The organism is Moorena sp. SIO4G3, from assembly GCF_010692305.1.
Lineage (GTDB): Bacteria > Cyanobacteriota > Cyanobacteriia > Cyanobacteriales > Coleofasciculaceae > Moorena > Moorena producens_A.
Genome location: NZ_JAAHIG010000170.1, coordinates 1 through 18,040 on the forward strand (window position 1 = coordinate 1; position 18,040 = coordinate 18,040).

The following is an 18,040-nucleotide window of genomic DNA, read 5'->3' on the forward strand; positions in this document are numbered from 1 at the left end:
TGGGGAGAGGTTTTTTTTCAGGTTAAAAATAACTTTTTATTAGCTTTAATCCCCCCTATCTCCCTATCTCCCTATCTCCCCACCTCCCCACAAATGACGTTTTAGTCGGACGCAAGAAACAGCCCTGGGGGGGCTGGGGGGGATCATAATCTTGCGGAAAACTTTGAAAACACCCCCTAAGCGCAACAGTAGTTCAAGCTTGAAGGAAGGTTGAAAACCTAGTTTAACCCTTCCTTCAAGTTCGTTTTAGGAAGGATTTGTAGGAAACATTATGTAGGAAACATTTGTACCAACAAACCGATAAAAAATTACCAATATAACGTAATAAAGTACACAAGATTTGTTACCTACTCCCTACTCCCTACTCCCTACTCCCTACTCCCTACTCCCTACTCCCTACTCCCTACTCCCTAAAATCAAATACAAAAGTTCCTCACCTTTTTAAGAATTGCTATAACTAATACTGCCATTAAACTTTCTGATCAAAAACATGAATATTGCCGTAGTAGGTCTGAGCCACAAGACAGCACCGGTTGAAGTCAGAGAAAAACTGAGCATTCCAGAAGCCCAGTTAGAAACTGTGATGCCCCACTTATGTAGCTATCCTCATATAGAAGAGGTAGCGATACTGAGTACCTGTAATCGGTTGGAAGTTTATATAGTCACCACAGAAACTGATGCCGGAATTCGAGAATTGTGCCAGTTTATGACAGAAAAAGCTGGCATTCCTCTAGCCAAGTTGCGCCCCCACCTATTTATGTTGTTGTATCAAGATGCAGTGATGCACTTAATGCGGGTTGCTGGAGGTCTTGATAGCCTAGTCTTAGGAGAAGGGCAAATTCTAGCTCAGGTCAAAACCACTCACAAACTTGGTCAGCAACACAAGGGAATTGGACGTCTACTTAATAAACTGTTTAAACAAGCAATTACTGCCGGTAAGCGAGTTCGCACGGAAACCAGTATTGGAACAGGGGCAGTCTCCATTAGCTCAGCAGCGGTAGAGTTAGCTCAGCAAAAGGTAGAGACCCTTTATGGCACCTCTTTGACCCCCTATAAAATAGCAATTATCGGTGCTGGCAAGATGTCTCGCTTACTGGTTAAACATCTGCTGGCCAAAGGTGCCGTAGATATCTCAATTCTGAATCGGTCCACTAAACGGGCTGAAGAGTTAGCAAAAGCGTTTCCCAAAGCGGATCTAAAACTCCATTCCTTGTCAGATATGATGACAGTGGTTGCCCAGTCAGATATCGTATTTACTAGCACTGGTGCCACCGAACCACTGCTGACTCGGTCGAATTTAGAAGGAGTGTTGCAGACAAGCCATTCCTTAATGCTAATTGATATTTCTGTGCCTCGTAATGTGGCAGCGGATGTTGATGAGCTAGAGACTGTCCACTCCTTCAACGTCGATGACTTAAAAGCAGTAGTAGCACAGAATCAAGAAAGCCGTCGTAAGATGGCCATGGAAGCAGAAGAACTCTTATACGAAGAAGTGGAAGCCTTTGACATCTGGTGGCGTTCCCTAGAAACCGTTTCTACCATTAGTAGCTTGCGCAGCAAGGTCGAAACAATCCGTGAGCAAGAGCTAGAGAAAGCTCTATCCCGTCTTGGGTCAGAATTTGCCGAAAAACATCAAGAAGTAATCGAAGCCCTAACCAGAGGGATTGTTAACAAAATCCTTCATGACCCGATGGTGCAATTACGAGCACAGCAAGATATTGAAACCCGACGCCTGGCCATGGAATCGTTACAAATGCTATTCAATTTGGATACTGGCAAGCAAGCAATTTAGCAGCTAGTAGCTTGTAGGGTGGGCAAAAACAGTTTGGTTCAAATGTGTATTGTAGACCACAGAACTTTGCCCACCAGGTCCGTAACGTCTTGGGTTTTTGGTAGACCACGCTATCCTGGAAGTTACCAAAGACTTAAAGACCAATGACCAAACTCTTGCGCTGGGTTACTGGGCTACTGGGTATATGGATAGCTTGGAATTGGCTATCTCACCTGGTAGCAGAAATTTTATGGTTCACGGAAGTGGATTATCTATCCGCTTTCTTGCTGCATTTGCAGACCCAGCTGAGTTTGTGGGTAATTGTATTTATCCTATCATTGGGGTTTTTGCTGACAAATTTATCGTTAGCCAACCATTTCAAGCATCCAGAAAACTTAGCTGATCTCGAGATTACCTGGATAAAAGGGTTTAAGACTCTTGACTCTTCATCCTTAACCCTTGACCAAACACGCTTCAACTCACCCTCCCCAATAGTGAGATCGGGAGTCAGACCAAGAGGAAAATTTTCTAGAAAACGCCCAGCCTTCAGATTGCGATCGCTTTTGCCATTTGCCCTAGGACTCAGTTTATTAGTTGGGGTGGTGCTGTTGTACTACGGAAAAATGGCCTTTTCGGTTTGGTATTTCCATCGCGAAACCTTGTCAGCCACCTTTATGAGTGAAGCCACACCCCCCCTACCGTCACCCTTGGGTTGGTTATCTCTCGGAAAGCGATTTTTATCGGAATCCAGAAGCTATCTGGTTTGGCAGCTGGGGATGATCTCCGCAGTGATGGTAGGGCTAATGGTGAATACTCAGTTGTGGTTAAGAGCGATCGCAATAGCACTAAGTTTTGCCTGGGCGATGGTGATCTCAGAACAATGGGGCAGAATGTTAGAGTATCTCTATCCCACTGCCTTTAACACTACCGAGCCACTATTTGGACAGGATATCGGATTCTACGTATTTGGCGTACCGGTATGGCAACTATTGGATTTTTGGCTAGGGGGATTATTTCTCTTTGGTCTAGTTGCGGTATGGCTAATTTACTTAACCTCAGGCAATAGCCTCTCAGATGGGAAATTTCCCGGATTTTCCCAAAACCAACTACGGCACCTATATGGCCTTGGGTCTGCTGTGTCGGCAATCACAGCCTTCCACTATTGGCTTTCCCGGTACAATTTACTGTATTCAACCCGTGGTGTGGCTTACGGTGCAAGCTATACCAATGTCTCAGTCAAGTTGCCCTTTAATACAGGATTGAGCATTCTGGCCTTTGCGATCGCACTGTTGTTACTCTTGAGGTCAATTGTCTGGATACGCCGCCTGCCCACCAAAATACCAGTAGCATTGTGGATACTCGGCTTATACCTAGGTATATGGGGGATTGCTGGGGTAATCTTACCCGCAGCAGTGCAACGGTTTAAAGTCGAACCCAACGAGTTAGCCTTAGAACGACCCTATATAGCTCGGACTATTGCCCTAACCAGAGCAGCCTTTGACCTCGATAGTATTGAAGTTGAAACCTTTAACCCCCAAGGTAATCTCACCAGCACCGATCTAGAAAAAAATCACCTAACCATCGACAACATTCCCCTGTGGGATACCCGCCCCTTATTACAAAGTAATCGTCAGTTGCAACAACTGAGACTTTACTACAAATTTCCCGACGCCAATGTTGATCGCTACACCATTAAAGTTAATCCAAACCAGTTGAAGGCTAGGTTGAAGGCTGGGTTGAAGGCTGGGTTGAAGGCTGGGTTGAATGTTGAAAAGTTGAAGGTTGGCAAGTTGAATGTTAGCAAGTTGAATGTTGATCGGTTGAATGTTGCCAGGTTGAATGTTGATCGGTTGAATCTTAACTGGTTGAATGTTGCCAGGTTGAATGTTGAAAGTTCAAAAAACCCCCTTCAACAAACTAACCTTGGCCTATTGGCCACGCTTCGCGAACAACCTGCTAACCTTGGCCTATTGGCCACGCTTCGCGAACAACAAACTAACCTTGGCCTATTGGCCACGCTTCGCGAACAACCTGCTAACCTTCAACAAACTAACCTTCAACAAACTAACCTTCAACAAACTAACCTTCAACAAAATAACCTTCAACCTTCAACCAAACAACAAAATAACCTTAAACCTGCTCTTAAACCTGCTAACCTTAAACCTGCTAACCTCAAACTAAATACAAAAACTCACAAACAACAAGTACTCATTGCTCCAAGGGAATTAGACTATGATGCTGTGCCCAAACAAGCACAAACCTGGGTTAACAAACACTTAGTCTATACCCATGGCTATGGCTTTACCCTATCTGCCGTGAATCAGGTAGGAGAAGGAGGATTGCCATATTACTTTATTAAAGACATCGGTTCTGGTGCAGATGAAGGGGCCAAAGGAAGCTTATATACATCCTCTCCAGAGATTCGTGATAGTATCCCCATTGGTCAACCCCGGATTTACTATGGAGAACTGACCAATAACTATATCATGACCTCCACCAAAACTCAGGAATTAGACTATCCCAGTGGAGACGACAACGTTTACAACACCTACGATGGCACTGGTGGTGTTGGCCTAAACTCCTTTTGGCGGCGGTTAGTGTTTGCCCAGTATCTCAAAGACTGGCAGATGGTACTGACTGGGAATTTCACACCCAAAACACGGTTACTGTTCCGCCGTAATATTCGGCAACGAATTCAAGCGATCGCTCCCTTCTTACGCTATGACGCTGACCCCTACCTGGTAATTGCTGATACTTCTCAAACCAAATCAGCCGTCAATGAGGATTATCTCTATTGGATTGTGGATGGCTACACCACAAGCGATCGCTACCCCTATGCCGACCCAGGTGATAACCACTTTAACTACATCCGTAACTCCGTAAAAGTGGTTATTGATGCTTACAATGGCGATGTTACTTTCTACATAGCTGACCCAGAAGACCCGATTATTCAAACCTGGAGTAAAATTTTCCCGAATTTCTTCAAGTCATTGGATCAGATGCCCACCAACCTGCGGACTCATCTGCGCTACCCCATTGATCTATTTAACATCCAATCCGAGCGCTTGTTATCATATCACATGACTGACCCCCAGGTCTTTTACAACCAAGAGGATTTGTGGCGGATTCCCCAGGAAATTTATGCTGGTAAATCTCAACCAGTAGAACCCTACTACATTATCATGAAACTGCCCAAGGAGAAATCAGAAGAATTTATTTTGCTCCACCCCTATACACCTACAGGTCGTAATAATTTAATTGGTTGGCTAGCTGGTCGCTCTGATGGGGATCAATATGGCAAGTTACTCCTGTATCAGTTTCCCAAGCAACAACTAATTTATGGACCAGAGCAAATTGAAGCCCTGATTAATCAAGATCCAGTCATCTCTCAACAAATTTCCTTATGGAATCAAAAAGGGTCAAGAGCAGTTCAGGGGAATCTTTTGGTTATTCCCATCGAGCAATCGCTACTCTATGTTGAGCCATTGTATTTAGAAGCTGAGCAAAATAGTCTGCCAACATTAGTGCGAGTTATTGTGGTTTATCAAAACCAAATTATTATGGCTCAAAATCTAAAAGAGGCTCTTGAGGCAATCTTTAAGCCAGAGCAAAGTGATACACCAATAATTGTACGTCCAGTCGAGGAAACTTCACTCCCTTAGAAGATTAGAAAGTAACCATTTAGCTATCAGCTGACCGCTGAATGCTTACATTAGAAAGAGGTACACATAATTTTTTCCCGATCCCCGATTCCCGATTCCCGATTCCCGATTCCCGATTCCCGATTCCCGTTCCCCTCCTGGGAGGGGTTAGGGGTGGGTTCCGATTCTCGATTCCCGATTCCCTACCTTAGAACTAAAAAAATCGGGGTACAGCATTGCCGTCCCCGATCAGATTCTATCGTATTGCACTGTCTTAGTCGCGACCATTAAGAGCAATCAGCAGCCGCAAAATGAACACGAACAAGTTAATATAAGTCAAGTACATTGACAGGGCAGCAGGTAGATACTGGTCATCACGATAAGCGCGAGGCAGGATGAAGAAATCAACTACAGCCGCACCCGCAAAAATAACCACACCGATGCCAGAGATAGCAATTTCTAGAAAGCTGGGTGTGTAGACACCAAAGAAAGATAAAACTAGCTGAGCCACCAAGACCACCAGCAAAGCAATCATAGCCATCTGGACGGTTTTGGTTAAAGCAAAGCCATCTTCTTCTGAGAGATTAGAGCCAATTTGACGGCCAGCCATAAAGGCGACACCACAGCCAAAGGCAGCAATGGCAATGCCTTGCATGCCCACACCATCTGTTCCTAGGGCAACGAATATTAAGCCACTGAGGGTGTAGCCGGACAAGAGGCTGTAGGTAGCTAGAAGAGGCAAAGCTACAGTGTTGTTTCCGTTCTCAGCCACACCACGGGCAACGAAGAAAAGGATAAGTTCGGCAATTACGGCAAGCCAGATGGTGGTCATAAACAGCCCTGGGTTGCTTGAAATCACTCCCAGACCACCATAGACCCCTAGTGCAGTTAAGACTAGTCCACCACCCAGGAAGGGCAGGGCATTAGCAATAACATTCGGACCAACTAGGGCTCGACCTTGAGATTCACGAATTGCTTGACGAAAGTTACTGGTGCTACTCATGAGATTTTAGTCAATAATTTTCCGGATAAAGTATCAGCATTGATTTATAACTACTTCTATTTTGAACGATATCCGCAATCTTGTGGCAGGTGGGAAAACCGACTGGGTGCATCTGATAGTTGTAAAAAAGAAGAGAAGTGTCGGACCTGTGGTGCACCGGGCGTGGGAAGTGTGGTGGGGAGGCGCAGGACGTGTGGGTAGTGTCGGAATTTTATTAGAATTTTGCCTAATTTGATGGATTGAGATGCACCCAAACCGACTTGCCTAATACTCCCTTCAAATTGAATTGAGGGGTAAACTATAGAGGGTTTAAATGAGGTGAGGTAGATAGTTTTCGGGAGCTTTGGAGCAGGGAGCTTTGGAGCAGTGAAGTCAGAAGAGGTAATAGGTAAGAGGGGAAAAATCCTGTGTACTTAATTAGAATAAAAGCCGCTATATACTTAATCCCTAATACTTAATCTCTAATACTTACTACTTAATCCCTAATACTTACTACTTAATCCCTAATACTTACTACTTAATCCCTAATACTTACTACTTAATCCCTAATACTTAATACCTAATCCCTAATACTTAATACCTAATCCCTAATACTTAATACCTAATCCCTAATACCTAATACCTAACATCTAATATCTCACACCTAACACCATTAACCTTTAAGCATTCAGCCTACCGCAGTCAGCTATCATTGTTAAAATAAACCTCGTTTGCGTAGCGTGCGCCTATGGGCAATAGGCAATGGGCAAACGGGATAATTTAATCATAATTTAATAGTTCGAGATTTTAGAGAATTGAAAGTCTGGAGAAAAGCCCTTGGCCTTTGACCTTCGCCTTGGCTGATAGCTGAATGCTTAGATTAACCTTGCCCTAACCCTCAAAACTAAATTGACAGAGTACTAGTTATCCTTTTTGCAAGTTGCAACTTTTTGCAACTTTCAACTTGCCCATCATTTAGCTTATATATTATACCACATTTAAGACCCTATAGCAATTTTTCACTATCTTGGCTTTCCAATCTGCGTGATTGTACAGAGAACAGAAAAACGGTAATTTGTTTTTTCCGTAAAAGGACGATGGTTCTAAAGGGGAATCTCTAATGACAATGAGTTGAAGATTAATTGCTTAGGCTAAGCCTCGTGTCGTAAATAGGTTTCCACTTCTGGGATATTTTGAGAATGGCTATTGGGTCTGTTGGTTTTCAAGGAATGGAACTTCTGATTGCGTATTACCGAAATCCATCAATTCAACTTCGCAATCAGATAGTAAGATTAAATGCTGGGTTAGTGAGGAAGATTGCTCATATAGTCAGCCAGAAGTGTGCTGAACCTTATGAAGACCTCGAGCAAATGGGTTACATCGGCTTGATTCGTGCTATTGAGCGGTTCGACCCCCATCAAGGTTGTGCATTCAGTTCCTTAGCAGTGCCTTACATTCGCGGTGAAATGCTACATTTCTTACGCGACAGGGGTTCTCTGGTCAAGATTCCTCGCCGATGGCAGGAACTGCAGCAGGCAGGGAAAAGAGTCAGCAAAAAGTTAGCAACTAACTTGGGACGCTTCCCAAGAGATGAAGAAATTGCTAAGGCTTTGGATGTATCCCTGCAAGAGTGGCAGGAAAGTAAGTTGGCAGTTCAAAATCGTTTGCCTTTAAGTTTGGATGCCACGGTTTCTCAGAAGGTCGATCAACCCATGACTTTAGGAGAGACTCTACCAGATTACTATGAAGAGAATTTACACTATTGGGAAGAAGACCGACAACAGCTCCACGGTGCCTTGAGTCAGCTAGAACATAAAACTCAGGCAGCTATAGAGTTTGTTTTCTTACGAGAACTCCCCCGCAAGGAGGCAGCCAAACGAATTGGCGTGAGTCCGATGACAGTGACGCGACATGTCAAAAGAGGACTTCAAGAGTTGGTTACCCTGATGAAATCTCAAGCATCGGAGCGTCTGGCCAGTTAGGAAGAATGAAGAATTAAGAATGAAGAATTAAGAATGAAGAATTAAGAATGAAGAAATTTAAAATTATAAACTCTAAATTCTAAATTCTAAATTACCAATTCTAAATTCTAAATTCTAAATTCTAAATTCTAATTGCTTTTTTTGGCAAGAAGTGTGTTTACAACCTAGATAGAAACCCTATACTTAATTGCTGTCGGTATTGATATCGCAAAAAAGAGTTTGCCAGTCTCGCAAACCATCACTTGCCTCTTTGACTTCAAAGGTGACATTACAAGCCTTGGGTTGCTCTATTACCTGAACACAAAGTTCAGCAATATCTTCCCGACTTACTTTACCTCGGATATTGTCTCCTTGAGCAAACACTAAGGCTTGACCTCCCGGCTCTTCTGTCAAAGCACAAGGTCTGATGATGGTGTAGGAAACGCCACTGTCGCGAACTGCTTCTTCTCCCCGCAGTTTCCAGGTTAGAATTCCCCCCAGTTGGTCATTCATTCGTACCGCTGGTGGTTCTTCCTCGAGGTTAATTCCTGGACGACCTGGACGAGTCACCCCGGCTGAACTAATCATAATGAATTGGGGCTTGGTGATACCCCCATAGGCTTTAATAGTTTCCAGCTGTAGGACAAAAGAACCTGGAGCAAATTTTGGGTTGAGCGCGCCATCATATTCAAATTTACTCAGCATTAGCTGTATAGCACAGATGCGACTGGGGTTGAAGGGAGCAGCATCTTTCAAGGTTTTGGCTCGAAATACCGGAATCAAATCAGCAAAGGGAATCGAAACATTCATCCACTGATCTTTCTGGGTGTCGAAGGAATAGCAGTAGGCAATTCCATCCCATTTCGATTCATTACGCAATATAAATTTATACCGTTGACCATCCCCTTTAACTCGCAATTCTAGTCCTTCGTACTCAGCTAAGTTGAGGGGAGTTGGGAGATTGCGGGTGCGTACTGACACAAAGCCCCCAGAATTTGCCGTTGAGACATTGCCAGTAAACAGGGCAGCCTTGTTGACGAGCCGGATTGAACTCTCGCTGACACCACCCATTACTACATCATCCACAGCACCCCAGGTTTCTTGTAAGTCATCGGAAGGGTTTTGGAAGTCAAATAGCAGTTGTTTGCCTGGTTCAAGGTACTCTGCTGCAGCTTGTACTAAGTTCTTGATACCCTGATACTCCACAACTTCCGGGGTATCGACTACTTCTGGCAGATAGAACTTGATACCCTGATAGTATTTTTCCCGGTTCGGGGTGTCTCCTTCTACCGGTTGCACCCGGGCTCCCGTACAACACACTACAGCAGTAATGTTCTTGTACAGTGCTGGAGTCAAGGTCTCTGGAATAGTTATATCTGCCTCGAATAGTTCCAGGTTATCCCCAAGGATTTCCCTAGCTTTCTGGGCATCTCTGACTAGAGCACGTACGGGATAATTCTGCTTAAGCAGACGGCGAACCACTCGCTTGCCTACACCGCCAGTTGCCCCAGCTACCAGTATTACTCCCATATCTTTGTCTTTACCTTGGCTCGATTGTTGATTATTGGCACGACCTGTGAATAATCGCTGTAGGCAGCTCAGGAAAGGAATAACCTCAAAGTAGCTTAGGGTTTTTATGAATCTGCCAGCATCCCATGGGGAGCGATTGTTTTGGGTCATAATCGCCTCAAGTGCATTTTTTCTTCAGTTTATCGAAATCTGAATTACCGTGAAGCTGACCTATAGCATAGTACTGGATCCTTTCAGCAGATTTTTTCCAGCTGGTAATTATATCATAGAAATTTTGATTTATACGCTTATTAACGAAAGAGATGGCTTTTCGTTAATATAGACCTGCAAACTATTCAGTATTAACGAAAGCGATAATAATGGTTAGTGCTAACAGGGCAGGTCAGTATTTAGAATTTAGAATTTAGAATTTAGAATGAAGAATGAACAAATTCTTCATTCTTCAGCCGATGGTCTGCTTATTTGTTAGATACAGTTTTGGTCTTATTGCGATCGCTTATCCAAGCTCCCAATCCTACCGCGAAAAGCATTCCCAACACTGTTGAAGGTTCTGGTACAGCTAAAATTTGTCCTCGAATGTCACCTGGGTTGCCAAACTCAACGCTGTGAATTTGAACATACAACTGATTAGCTAACAGTTCATCTACAAAGTTGCTAATCAGTTGTATGTTCCGTTGGCTTGAGGGTCGAAGAGTTGACCAGTATTGGGGTCGATGGCATCACTATTATCCCAAGTTCCCTTCAAGGTGCCTGCTACATAGTCAACCACTAAGTCATTATCATCTTCTCTGGGAAGACCGAAGATATTTAACACATGAGGTCCGTTAGTATTAGGGGCACCAAAGTGGAGGTGTATCTTGGTAACATCCTTTGCCTCGGTTCGAGCCTCCTGGTCAGGTTTCAACGTCAATCCGTTCAGCTCAATTAAGTAGTCTAGCTTTGTCTGCTCCTCGTTGAGCTTAAATGTTGCTATACCGCTAGCAGCAGAGGAGGTGGGAGGAACCACCTGAGAAGCATCTAAGTCAGCACGGAATAGTGTCGCTGCCTTAACCGGACTAACTATTCCTAAGATTGTAGCTATAACTAGAGGAGTCAGTAGATGTTTCATTAAGATTAATTTATTAACTACTTACTGACACAGAAAAAAACAGCTTTCTCTGTAGGTTTTATCCCGTTCAAGATAGCTGATAGTAGTTGTTTATTCTGCGTCAATCCTGACTTTAATAGTTTTTAAAGCTGCTAGTCAATAGCTGAGGGGGTGACATGACCTCTAAAAAGCTTACTAGATAAGCTTTGATGCCAATTATCTATTGCTTCCATCAATTCCTTATGTCTCTAGTAGGTGCAAATCATTCATAGCTTCCAGGTTACCAGATTTTGTTACCCCCCTGAACGGTTACGATATTGAACTGGTTGCAACTATTAGAATTTGCAATTGCCAGCAATAAGAAATTCCTCACATGTATCAATAGCATCGGTAAGCTCTGATCTTGTACAATTATCGGAGGCTGAGTCCGTAGGATAGCATCTTTGAAGACCCACAATATTGAGTCCACAATATTTATCGGTCTTGTCCATCTTTATGTGTAACTCACCTAACTCAGGAGTACTAATTGCTGACGTGAAATGATACCCAGCACCTTTTTTTATCCAGACGCATCCTCTTCCATTCTGTTGTTCGAAGGTCAGTCCATTGACAGTGAACTCAGATATATTTTGGCTACATCTATAATAATCCCTAGCATTGGTTTCTCTAAACTCGCAGTCTGTCAAACTCGCATGGACTGGCTGTGCTTGCAGTATTGCAATTGCTAATATTGCGGCCAGGAACACTAGCAATTTTTTAATTTTTTGCATCTTTACCCTAATAAAAGTCTGCATAGTGTAAACTTTACCATTTTGCGTGTTTTTTTATCTATGCTTTAGTATTATCCAACTCAACGCCTGTCTTGTCTATCCGAAAAATTACGGAATTTTGCTACTTGGGAAGATACTATTGCCCCCAGGGTAAACGCTTCTAATTTGCTGATTCATATATATAGTGTTTTAAAAATTTATTAAACACTATATGTATAAAATTAATTATCAATAAGCGCAATAAGGCTGGGTTTATTGAGAACTATCCCTGGTTTATTGACAAGATGCGTTTACCCTGCTATTGCCCCATTACTAACAAATTAAAAGCGAATGCATTTTGTTAATAAGCTGTTAAGCATTGAGATTGGGATACCTAAATTGCTCAAAGGCAACAGGAAACAGGGAACAGGGAACGGGTAAAAAGTAATTTAAATGCGCATTAGCTTAAAAGCTGGTTATGGGTAATTTCTATCGGTAATCGGTACTCGATATTTTATCTAGCGTTTATCGCAGTTATTAGGTACAGTCTTCTTTGACGTTGATTCCCTGTGTTGATGCACCCCATCGCTATTCCCTATTCCCTGTTACCAAATCCGCTGTTCCCTTTTCCCTAACATCAAAAAATTGTATACCTTACCCAATTTTAAACTGCTATAATTATCAATTACCCTTTCTTAGTAAGCGCTGGAAAATCTGCAAATTCTGATCGAGCCAATCCAGCCATTTCAGACTACTCGATAAAGATTTCGGTGGGTCGGAAATCAGGGTATCTAGAGCAATCAGGCGCTGGAAATTAATCTTGACTGGATCATCACGCTCTGTGCGACCATCTTTGCGATAAAACTTGACACCAGCTTGTTGCTGCATAATATTGATCACTTCTTGAGCAACGATACCGTAGCCAATGGTAGTTGGATGAATGCCATCTAGGGTGAAGAAACCACCGCTGGTGCGACCGGTGGCATCGGATCTAAAAAAGCGAGTATCCGGTACTGGTGAAAGAGCTTCTAGTTCCGGTGGCAGCTGATAGGGAGTCCACCAATCTGGTCTGCAGTCAGAGTCTTCAATATAACGTCGATAAGCTAAGCAATCCAGTAATCCTCCTAATTCAAATAAATACCAATCTCGACCTTCTTTTCGAGCCTGACCTACAGCATCAGCAATATATTCATTGTACTGGTCAATCACGCTATCAATTGCTCGGGCTTGTTGTGCGGTAATGTGCGGGTCACGGTTGGGGTCGAAATCTTTGTCGCTAATCCAAGGACGGGTGTAGTAGGGGAAGTATCGCGAGCCAGTAGCGATCTTATCTCCTACTCCACGACCAATGGGGGCAATGGTCACATGGGGCACTGTAGCCAAAATCACATGGCGAGCTTTAATTTGCTTGATTTGCTCAACTAGTTGATCGCATTCAGCTTTGAAATCTTCCGGACACCAGACCGTAGGTCGCTGATTGGGCTGTGGTGAATTTGAATCGCGATCGCAACTCCATTTGACCTTCAGTTGAGCAATGCTGCCCATGGCATTATTCGCCCCAATCATGACCATCAGGGTTTCAATACCATCTCCCTCACCGTTTTCTAGACTTCCTTCTTGCCCTAGTGCCACCGCAGCTTGGACTGGGGTAAGTGCTTTACCCTCTGAATCCCGCGCCGAGTCCAAAACCCTTAATGCCGCATGTTCGTTGCCATTCTCAACGATTTGCCGCAATAGATCATCCGTTGGTGCCTCGATTGTTTTTCTGAGAGTATCTGCGTCGTTAGAAATAATATCTGTGATATTCCACCCATAAATAGCGAGGTTGTGGTTAATTCCTTTGTGCATAGCAACAGTAGAACCAACGCCCCCTTGCCAACCGGGACCCCGTTCCCAATAATCTTCTAAGTCGTCCATATATTGCTGGATTGAAAACAGGGCTGGTGCTAATTCCCACCAGTCGATCTGGTCACCAAACTGTCCCTCTAACCGCCGAACTAAATACTCCAGATTCAGGGGCAATCCACCCAATTCACCATATTGGCTGGGACGGCGCAGGTGTTCTTCCCAACCCATTTCTTGAGCAATCATCATGGGATAGGATAGGTCAGTGTTAAAAATTGCTCCACTCTGGACGCCATGGCTTAGGGAATCACCAATCGTGACTAGTCGATGTCGGGGAGTGCCTGGCTTTTGGTTAACTTCAATACTTAATTCCGGACGGATACCCAGAGTAGGATCTGTTTCTGGTGGACGCCCTTGAGGTTGGATAACTTCCTTGACTTGATCTGGAGCGTCAAAGTCGAGCATGTCTTTGGTAAGAAAGCGTTTTACCATAGTTGATTGTTGATGAAAAAGAATAATGATCAGTTATTAGATAATTCACTGATGCTGAGGTGAATTCCAGAAAAGTAAGCATTAAACTTAAGCGCTATAGGGTTTCTAAATCAGATGTAAATATTAATGGTGTTTTTTTATTGGACAATAAAACTCCGGAGCTCTTTACCCCTCTTGGCTTTTGCCTTTTGTATGCAAGCCTTTTTCTGCAATTCCTGTGTTCACAACCCAAATACAAAACTATGTGGGCAAAGCTATGTGGGCATGGTTAGCTTGCCAGCTAATGGGCTGGGAGCCTGGTAAGCAAACAAAGTAGAGAGCTTAGATTCCGTTGGGTGCATCTCATATTTGTAAAAAAGAAGGTAAGTGTGGGACCCTGGTAGGGTGGGAAGTGTGTAAAATGTGGTAAGTGTGGTAAATAGGGTAATTTTCGGGCGCATTTTTCCCTAATTGCATGCATTAATATGCACCACATCCCGTTAATAAAGATTTGGTAGTTTCCGACAATATCAGGTTAAAACGGTAAATAAGTGATTAATTCCCTGGATAATTCCCATATATCCCCTATAAACTATGAATGCCAAACCTAGTATTAAACTCCCATGGATATTTATCCGTACTTTAAATAGGACTGTCTGGGTGATTTCTAGTCTTGCCCTACTGACAGTAGCTGCCGAATCCTCTTTAGGAGAACCCTCACCCTCTACCCCTACAAAACTAACCCTAGAATCCCCTGCTCCTGAACTCCCAGTTACCCCTTCAGCCACCTCTTTATCTGATCATTTGAACAAAATTGGTGCTAAAATGTATGGGGCTTACTGGTGTCCCTATTGCACAAAGCAGAAGCAAATGTTTGGTGAGGCATTTAAGCAGATTAATTATATTGAATGTGACCCAAGGGCTGAAACGTCCCAAACTAACCTCTGCATTGAAGCGAAGATCAGAGGCTTTCCAACTTGGGAAATTAATGGTCGGTTTTATCCAGGTATGCTGTCGTTAGAGCAATTGGCTAAATTTTCAGGCTACTCAGCAGAAGATCCTACAGAATCAATACCAGTGGTGGAGGAAGAACAAACAGAAAAATAAATAATAGCAATAGTGCAACGTTTAACCTCTAAAAACCTAAGGTAAGCAGTCAGCAGTCAGCAGTCAGCAGTCAGCTTATTTTATTCACAAGCTGTTCGGATATCAAGTAGGGTGGCACAGGCTTCTAGCCTGTGAATTAGCGCATTAGCTGATAGCTGATAGCTGATAGCACCTCAAGTAGGGTGGCACAGGCTTCTAGCCTGTGAATTAGCGCTTAAGCTAACGTCTAGGGATTATTTGGTAATCTGAAATGTTACCGATTTCCTGGCAAAAACAAAAAACGTTGTAATATCTATCCAAATGCCTTGTGCTGTGGCTAATTGCTCAACGTCTGCAAAGAATTCAGTTTTGAATTGTGCTAATTTCTCTGGAGAAAGCTGGAAAACTTCCGCGCCAAAGGCACTCTTTGAGTTTCCCCGCCAAGAGTTTGCTGCTACTATTTGAGTATCACTGTTGTAGAAACCAAGTTGGTCGGTTTTGACGTTGATGTCTTCAAAACCTGCTTCCGTGAGTAGCTGATGACATTTCTCGGGACTACCAAGGGGTTGATTGGGATTAGGAATTACAATGCCATAGTCTCCTGCTTTTTCTCGAAACAGACCCCCTGTAGGAAAGGCGTTTGCTGCAAAACAGGAAAATCCCACTAATCCTCCTGGTTTTACGAAGCGATACCACTGCCGTAACGCAGCAGGGATATCTGTTAAGTATACAATGGCTGAAGAACATAGAATCCTATCGAAACTATTATCTGGGAAGTTGATAGTTTCTGCATCTGCTTCTATAAATTCGATGTTGTTGAGACCTTCGGCTTTAACTTTTCGTTGGGCTAGATTGAGCATGCCTGAGGAAATATCTACACCGACAACAGCTCCAGAAGCACCGACAATTTTGGCAGCTAGAATTGCTACTAAACCTGTGCCGGTCGCAATATCTAGAATTCGTTGTCCAGTTTGCAGGTGGGATAGTTCTACTAGACCATTGGCTAGCCGAGGGTGAAAGCTTCCTTGATCATAGTTTGGTCTGGTGTTAAAGTCAGCTTTGACGTTTTCTTTGAACTGATTTATCCTTATCTGGTGTTTCATGCTTGATGGAGATGGAAAATATGATAACTAGAAAATATGATAACTAGCTTAACTAGAATGAAGGCGGTTTAATTATTTCAAAGTCTGACTCCTCTAGAGATAGTATAAATGGTTGATCATTATGCTCAAATGGATTTTCCTCTAATCTGACTATCCAACGACCGGATTCTTCCTGTGCTTCAATACGACCCGAAAGACCCGCAACATAATCAGGATAAATCACTCGAACTAAGGTTCCTACTTTGAGCATCTCAATCACTATCTATACTCCCAATGTCCACCTGATTTTACCTTTAATTAACCGAATCTTAAATTCATATTGTTACAATACGAAGTTAGGTTATTCAAAATTAGCTCACTATTTTCCCCCAAGCCAGTCAGGAGGATTGATCCTCACCGGGGAAGAGTGTGGATAGTGTGGGAAGTGTGGGAGGTGTGGGAGGTGTGGGGGGAGAGGAAACAGATGCGTAGACACAACAGTTAATCCTAATGGTTAATTGCTGAGGGGCGGAATGAATATCAGTGGAATGGGCATCCTGCCTGCCCGAAAATGAAACGGGCAAGATGCCCGTTCCACCAAGATGCCCGTTCTACAAAACTATTCAAATCATTCCATGATTAATCAATGCCGATTAAGCGATCGCTTGAAAAACCTGTTCAGCATTTAACCTTAATTCTGGAAACGTTGGCGATAGGATACGGTTCGCTCCTCGGAATTGACTAACGTTATATTCGCCATCTATCAATTGGTAGACCGATAACGTAGGTTGTTTAGGATTGCCGATAAATCGCCTACCGCCTAAACCCAAATAATCAACAATCCAATATTCAGCTATTCCGAAAGACTCGTAATCTTCCAGTTTTAAAGCGTAATCGTCGCTCCAGTTTGTTGAAACCACTTCTACAACTAAACGAACAGAAGACCCCCGTGTGATAATGGATTCTTTTTCCCAGCGTGGTTCGTTATCAGTAACCCTTTGCTTGTCTAAAACGATGACATCTGGTTCATACCCAGACTCTGTTTGTGGTTTGATCACGCATTCTTTGGGAATAAAGTAAGGCAATTGACAGCGCCGAATTTCTAAAAACAGTTCTCCTCCTATAAACCCGGCTACCTCTGAATGCATTCCCATTGCTTTAAGCCTCTCGACCATGCATGACTAATCGCTATTCCCTATCCCAGGGCGTAGCGCTATAACTAATAGTTTAGACCTGGCTCAGCTCACCTTAAAATCAGAAATCGTCTCAATCCATACCCGTGCTCCACAATTTAGGGGATTATCTGGGCGATACATCACCCGACAAGGGCCATTGACTTCAACCGTATGACCATAAATATTTTTAGCCCCGCGTTTTACCGTAATCACGGGATTGCGTTCGCCGGTGTTGTGATTTTGGCGAATCACTTTCTGATTAACGTGGATCACAGCTTTAGTGTACTGTGTACGCTTTGACCAATTCCGCTTCGGTCCACGAGTACCAGGGGTGACCACTGGCATACCGTCAAATAAGGGAATCACCCAAGTTCTACCGACCTTATAAGCTCCTTTGACTCTGCCCTTGCTCAAAAGGAAACGGACCCGAGTGGCAGAGACACCTAGTAATTGAGCGGCTTGTGCGGTAGAAATCATCATGGCGGTAAAACCATTGCTTTAACGATATTGTTATCTTAACAGGATTTTGCAGAAGATGCAAGTATTGGATGGAAAGGGTGGGTAGCGTGGTAAGTGTGGGTAGTGGGGTTATAAAACTATTGCATTACCGCTAGGGGTGATGTGGGTGATGTAGGTGGTGTAGGTGCTTAAAAAAACTAT

Annotated in this window: 13 protein-coding genes and 1 pseudogene; 5 read left to right on the forward strand and 9 right to left on the reverse strand. The window is 43.4% G+C overall.

The window, feature by feature from the left end; all coding sequences use genetic code 11:
• Positions 1-490 precede the first annotated feature (490 nt).
• The 3 genes from F6J99_RS25355 (at position 491) to F6J99_RS25365 (ending at position 5,624) form a co-directional block, all read left to right on the forward strand.
• Complete coding sequence (locus F6J99_RS25355) at positions 491-1,792, forward strand: glutamyl-tRNA reductase (protein ID WP_293116444.1); 1,302 nt, start codon at positions 491-493, stop codon at positions 1,790-1,792.
• Between the two features lie 143 nt (positions 1,793-1,935).
• Positions 1,936-5,433, forward strand: a complete 3,498-nt coding sequence (locus F6J99_RS25360; protein ID WP_293116446.1) for a UPF0182 family protein — start codon at positions 1,936-1,938, stop codon at positions 5,431-5,433.
• A gap of 41 nt (positions 5,434-5,474) precedes the next feature.
• Positions 5,475-5,624, forward strand: coding sequence for a hypothetical protein (locus F6J99_RS25365; protein WP_293116448.1), 150 nt, complete (start codon positions 5,475-5,477; stop codon positions 5,622-5,624).
• Between the two features lie 62 nt (positions 5,625-5,686).
• Here the strand turns inward: F6J99_RS25365 and F6J99_RS25370 are convergent, their stop codons facing one another.
• The gene (locus F6J99_RS25370) at positions 5,687-6,415 is read right to left on the reverse strand and encodes a Bax inhibitor-1 family protein (RefSeq protein ID WP_293116450.1); all 729 of its coding nucleotides are present in this window, start codon (positions 6,413-6,415) and stop codon (positions 5,687-5,689) included.
• Positions 6,416-7,593: 1,178 nt separating this feature from the next.
• On the opposite strand from F6J99_RS25370, the gene F6J99_RS25375 reads away from it, so the two are divergent.
• Positions 7,594-8,376, forward strand: a complete 783-nt coding sequence (locus F6J99_RS25375) for an RNA polymerase sigma factor SigF (RefSeq protein ID WP_070391633.1) — start codon at positions 7,594-7,596, stop codon at positions 8,374-8,376.
• A gap of 183 nt (positions 8,377-8,559) precedes the next feature.
• On the opposite strand, the gene F6J99_RS25380 is transcribed toward F6J99_RS25375, so the two are convergent.
• From F6J99_RS25380 to F6J99_RS25395, 4 genes are all read right to left on the reverse strand, one after another.
• Positions 8,560-10,035, reverse strand: a complete 1,476-nt coding sequence (locus F6J99_RS25380; RefSeq protein WP_293116452.1) for a CIA30 family protein — start codon at positions 10,033-10,035, stop codon at positions 8,560-8,562.
• Positions 10,036-10,343: 308 nt separating this feature from the next.
• Positions 10,344-10,508 carry a PEP-CTERM sorting domain-containing protein gene (locus F6J99_RS25385; protein WP_293116454.1) on the reverse strand — a complete coding sequence of 55 codons (165 nt, stop codon included), beginning with the start codon at positions 10,506-10,508 and terminating at the stop codon, positions 10,344-10,346.
• 35 nt (positions 10,509-10,543) lie between these two features.
• Complete coding sequence (locus F6J99_RS25390; protein ID WP_293116456.1) at positions 10,544-10,993, reverse strand: CHRD domain-containing protein; 450 nt, start codon at positions 10,991-10,993, stop codon at positions 10,544-10,546.
• Between the two features lie 1,409 nt (positions 10,994-12,402).
• Positions 12,403-14,058 carry a hypothetical protein gene (locus F6J99_RS25395; protein WP_293116458.1) on the reverse strand — a complete coding sequence of 552 codons (1,656 nt, stop codon included), beginning with the start codon at positions 14,056-14,058 and terminating at the stop codon, positions 12,403-12,405.
• Between the two features lie 573 nt (positions 14,059-14,631).
• On the opposite strand from F6J99_RS25395, the gene F6J99_RS25400 reads away from it, so the two are divergent.
• Complete coding sequence (locus F6J99_RS25400) at positions 14,632-15,144, forward strand: hypothetical protein (RefSeq protein ID WP_293116460.1); 513 nt, start codon at positions 14,632-14,634, stop codon at positions 15,142-15,144.
• A gap of 233 nt (positions 15,145-15,377) precedes the next feature.
• Here F6J99_RS25400 and F6J99_RS25405 read toward each other — a convergent pair whose 3' ends face one another.
• From F6J99_RS25405 to F6J99_RS25420, 4 genes and pseudogenes are all read right to left on the reverse strand, one after another.
• Complete coding sequence (locus F6J99_RS25405) at positions 15,378-16,226, reverse strand: class I SAM-dependent methyltransferase (protein ID WP_293116462.1); 849 nt, start codon at positions 16,224-16,226, stop codon at positions 15,378-15,380.
• Between the two features lie 52 nt (positions 16,227-16,278).
• Complete coding sequence (locus tag F6J99_RS25410; RefSeq protein WP_293116464.1) at positions 16,279-16,476, reverse strand: hypothetical protein; 198 nt, start codon at positions 16,474-16,476, stop codon at positions 16,279-16,281.
• 382 nt (positions 16,477-16,858) lie between these two features.
• Positions 16,859-17,356 (reverse strand): annotated as a pseudogene (locus tag F6J99_RS25415) (Uma2 family endonuclease); the annotation flags it as partial.
• An 87-nt stretch (positions 17,357-17,443) separates the two neighbouring features.
• Complete coding sequence (locus F6J99_RS25420) at positions 17,444-17,860, reverse strand: helix-turn-helix domain-containing protein (protein ID WP_293116466.1); 417 nt, start codon at positions 17,858-17,860, stop codon at positions 17,444-17,446.
• Positions 17,861-18,040 lie beyond the last annotated feature (180 nt).

Bases quoted from the DNA above. Each gene is read 5' to 3' on its own strand.
- F6J99_RS25355 (WP_293116444.1), top strand. From the start codon at position 491: ATGAATATTGCCGTAGTAGGTCTGAGCCACAAGACAGCACCGGTTGAA.
- F6J99_RS25360 (WP_293116446.1), top strand. From the start codon at position 1,936: ATGACCAAACTCTTGCGCTGGGTTACTGGGCTACTGGGTATATGGATA.
- F6J99_RS25365 (WP_293116448.1), top strand. From the start codon at position 5,475: ATGCTTACATTAGAAAGAGGTACACATAATTTTTTCCCGATCCCCGAT.
- F6J99_RS25370 (WP_293116450.1), bottom strand. From the start codon at position 6,415: ATGAGTAGCACCAGTAACTTTCGTCAAGCAATTCGTGAATCTCAAGGT.
- F6J99_RS25375 (WP_070391633.1), top strand. From the start codon at position 7,594: ATGGCTATTGGGTCTGTTGGTTTTCAAGGAATGGAACTTCTGATTGCG.
- F6J99_RS25380 (WP_293116452.1), bottom strand. From the start codon at position 10,035: ATGACCCAAAACAATCGCTCCCCATGGGATGCTGGCAGATTCATAAAA.
- F6J99_RS25390 (WP_293116456.1), bottom strand. From the start codon at position 10,993: ATGAAACATCTACTGACTCCTCTAGTTATAGCTACAATCTTAGGAATA.
- F6J99_RS25395 (WP_293116458.1), bottom strand. From the start codon at position 14,058: ATGGTAAAACGCTTTCTTACCAAAGACATGCTCGACTTTGACGCTCCA.
- F6J99_RS25400 (WP_293116460.1), top strand. From the start codon at position 14,632: ATGAATGCCAAACCTAGTATTAAACTCCCATGGATATTTATCCGTACT.
- F6J99_RS25405 (WP_293116462.1), bottom strand. From the start codon at position 16,226: ATGAAACACCAGATAAGGATAAATCAGTTCAAAGAAAACGTCAAAGCT.
- F6J99_RS25410 (WP_293116464.1), bottom strand. From the start codon at position 16,476: ATGCTCAAAGTAGGAACCTTAGTTCGAGTGATTTATCCTGATTATGTT.
- F6J99_RS25420 (WP_293116466.1), bottom strand. From the start codon at position 17,860: ATGATGATTTCTACCGCACAAGCCGCTCAATTACTAGGTGTCTCTGCC.